The organism is Methylobacterium sp. WL116 (genome assembly GCF_008039455.1).
In the GTDB taxonomy this organism is placed as follows: domain Bacteria; phylum Pseudomonadota; class Alphaproteobacteria; order Rhizobiales; family Beijerinckiaceae; genus Methylobacterium.
This window is the reverse complement of the sequence record NZ_VRUV01000519.1, coordinates 1-3,114: the sequence shown is the minus strand read 5'-3', so window position 1 is coordinate 3,114 and position 3,114 is coordinate 1. Positions and strand designations below refer to the sequence as shown.

The 3,114-nt window shown below is 72.2% G+C and carries 1 protein-coding gene and 1 pseudogene; both read left to right on the top strand.

Features of this window, described 5'->3' with window-relative positions:
* Nucleotides 1-2,523 (top strand): ligase-associated DNA damage response DEXH box helicase (locus FV223_RS23840; RefSeq protein WP_246689779.1); only part of this gene is annotated, 2,523 nt, incomplete at its 5' end.
* A 32-nt stretch (nucleotides 2,524-2,555) separates the two neighbouring features.
* A pseudogene (locus tag FV223_RS23835) lies at nucleotides 2,556-3,029 on the top strand (metallophosphoesterase); the annotation flags it as partial.
* Nucleotides 3,030-3,114: the final 85 nt, after the last annotated feature.

Sequence of the window (3,114 nt, the reverse complement as noted above, 5' to 3'; positions counted from 1 at the left end):
GCGCTGCTCGTCGCCCCGACCGGCGCCGGCAAGACGCTCGCCGGCTTCCTGCCGAGCCTGGTCGCGCTGTCGCAGAGCCGGGCGAAGCCCTCCGGGCGCCGGCTCCACACCCTCTACATCTCGCCGCTGAAGGCGCTCGCCGTCGACATCGCCCGCAACCTCGACGCGCCGGTGGAGGGCATCGGCCTGTCGCTGCGGATCGAGACCCGCACCGGCGATACCCCGTCGCACAAGCGCACCCGCCAGATCGAGCGGCCGCCGGACATCCTGCTGACCACGCCCGAGCAGCTCGCCCTGCTCATCGCCCACCGCGAGGCGACCGAGTTCTTCTCCGGGCTGCGCTGCGTCGTCCTCGACGAGCTCCACGCCCTCGTCACCTCGAAGCGCGGCGACCTGCTGTCCCTGGCGCTCGCCCGCCTGCACCGCCTCAGCCCCGGCCTCACCGCGATCGGGCTGTCGGCGACGGTGCGCGAGCCGGACGAGCTGCGGAAGTACCTCGTGCCGCAGAACGCCGCCTTCCCTCTCCCCCCTGCGGGGGAGGGTGGCCAGGGAAGCAAGTCGGGAGAGGGGAGCGCCGCTTCCGGAAATGTCGCTCCCCTCTCCCGACCCTCGCTCACGCGAGGCCCACCCTCCCCCGCAGGGGGGGGAGGGGAAGGTCCACGCATGGCCGACCTCGTCGTCGTCGCCGGCGGCGCGGCGCCCGACCTGCACCTGCTCGACACCGGCAAGACCCTGCCGCTCGCCGGGCACACCGCGTGGCATTCCATGCCGGCGATCTACGACCTGATCCGGGCGCACCGCACGGTGCTGGTCTTCGTCAACACCCGGCTCCAGGCGGAGTACACCTTCCAGGAGCTGTGGCGGCTCAACGACGACGTGCTCCCGATCGCGCTCCATCACGGCTCCCTCGACGCCACCCAGCGCCGCCGGGTCGAGGCGGCGATGGCGGCGGGCTCGCTCCGGGCGATCGTCTGCACCGCGACGCTGGACCTCGGCATCGATTGGGGCGACGTCGACCTCGTGGTCAACGTCGGCGCGCCGAAGGGGGCGAGCCGGATCATGCAGCGGATCGGGCGCGCCAACCACCGCATGGACGAGCCGTCGAAGGCCTACCTCGTCCCCGGCAACCGCTTCGAGATCCTGGAATGCCAAGCGGCGCTCGACGCGGTCGAGGAGGCGGCGCAGGACACGCCCGACGCCCGCCTCGGCGCGCCGGACGTGCTCGCCCAGCACGTGCTCGGCATGGCCTGCGCCGACGCGTTCGACCCGGTGGCGCTCTACGACGAGGTGATCTCGGCCGCCCCCTACGCCACCCTGTCCTGGGAGGATTTCGAGGCGGTCGTCGACTACGTCGCTACCGGCGGCTACGCGCTGCGCGCCTACGAGCGCTTCGCCAAGATCCTGCGCGGGCCGGACGGGCTGTGGCGGGTGCGCGACGCGCGCGTCGCCCAGCAGTATCGGATGAACATCGGCACCATCGTCGAGGCGGCCAAGGTGAAGGTCCGCCTCGCGCGAGCGATGCGGGGCAAGCCCAACACCGTGCTGCCGAAGACCGGCCGGGTGCTCGGCGAGATCGAGGAGGACTTCGCCGACACGCTGACGCCGGGCGACACCTTCCTGTTCGCGGGCGAGGTGCTGCGCTTCGAGGGCCTGGCCGAGGACGAGGCGATGGCCACGCGCGCCGGGCCCGGGACCGACCCGGCGATCCCGTCCTATGCCGGCTCGAAGTTCCCGCTCTCGACCTACCTCGCCGCCCGCGTCCGCGCGATCATCGCCGACCCGTTCGAGTGGGACCGGCTGCCGCGCCAGGTCGCCGACTACCTGCTCCTCCAGCGCAGCCGCTCGCTGCTGCCGGGCGAGCGCGACCTCCTGGTCGAGACCTTCCCGCGGGCCGGGCGCCACTACCTCACGGCGTTCCCGTTCGAGGGCCGGCTCGCGCACCAGACGCTCGGCATGCTGCTGACCCGGCGGCTGGAGCGGGCCGGCCTGCGCCCGCTGGGCTTCGCCGCCAACGATTACGGCATCGCGATCTTCATGACCCGCGACCTGTCCGAGCGGATCGCCCGGGATCCCGCCTTCCTCGAAGACCTGTTCGCCCAGGACATGCTCGGCGACGACCTCGACGCCTGGCTCGACGAATCCTCGATGATGAAGCGCACCTTCCGCCAATGCGCGGTCATCGCCGGGCTGATCGAGCGCCGCCATCCCGGCATGAAGAAGACCGGCCGGCAGGTCACGATCTCCACCGACCTGATCTACGACGTGCTGCGCAAGCACCAGCCCGACCACCTGCTGATGCGCGCCGCGCGCCAGGATGCGGCAACCGGACTCCTCGACGTGAGGCGGCTCGGCATGATGTTGGAGCGCATCCAGGGGCGAATCACCCACAAGGCCCTCGACCGGGTCTCGCCGCTCTCGGTCTCCGTGATGCTGGAGATCGGGCGCGAACGGGTCTACGGCGAGGGCGCCGACGAGATCCTGGCCGAGGCCGAGGCCCAGCTTCTCGAGGAGGCGCTGGGGTGACGCCGCCCTCCCCCACCGACGAGGACACCATCTTGGCGCTCGGCCTGAGACTCGAGAAGACTCAAAAATCCCCCGGCCTGCAGCTGTCCGGCGAGACCCTCACCCTCGACCGGTGCGGCGGCCTGTGGCTCGCCGATCACCGCACGCTGATCGTCTCCGACCTCCACCTCGAGAAGGGCTCGGCCTACGCCGCCCGCACCGGCCAGTTCCTGCCGCCCTACGACACCCGCGAGACGCTGGCCTGCCTGCACGAGGCGGTGGCGCGCTTCGACCCGGCCTGCATCGTGGCGCTCGGCGACAGCTTCCACGATTTTCGCGGCCCCGAGCGGATGGAGCCCGGCGACCGGGCGATGGTCGCCGCCCTGCAGCAGGGCCGCGACTGGGTCTGGATCGCCGGCAACCACGACGCGGCCGTGAGCGAGGGCGTCGGCGGTCGCTACGCCGAGGTGATGACGCTCGGCGGCCTCACCCTCCGCCACGAGCCGACCCCGGGCGCGGCAGCCGGTCCCACTCGAACGGGTCGGCGATGATCGCGCGGACGCGGGCGGCGAGGTAGGTCGAGAGCGGGAACTTCGAGCCGGCATAGGACGG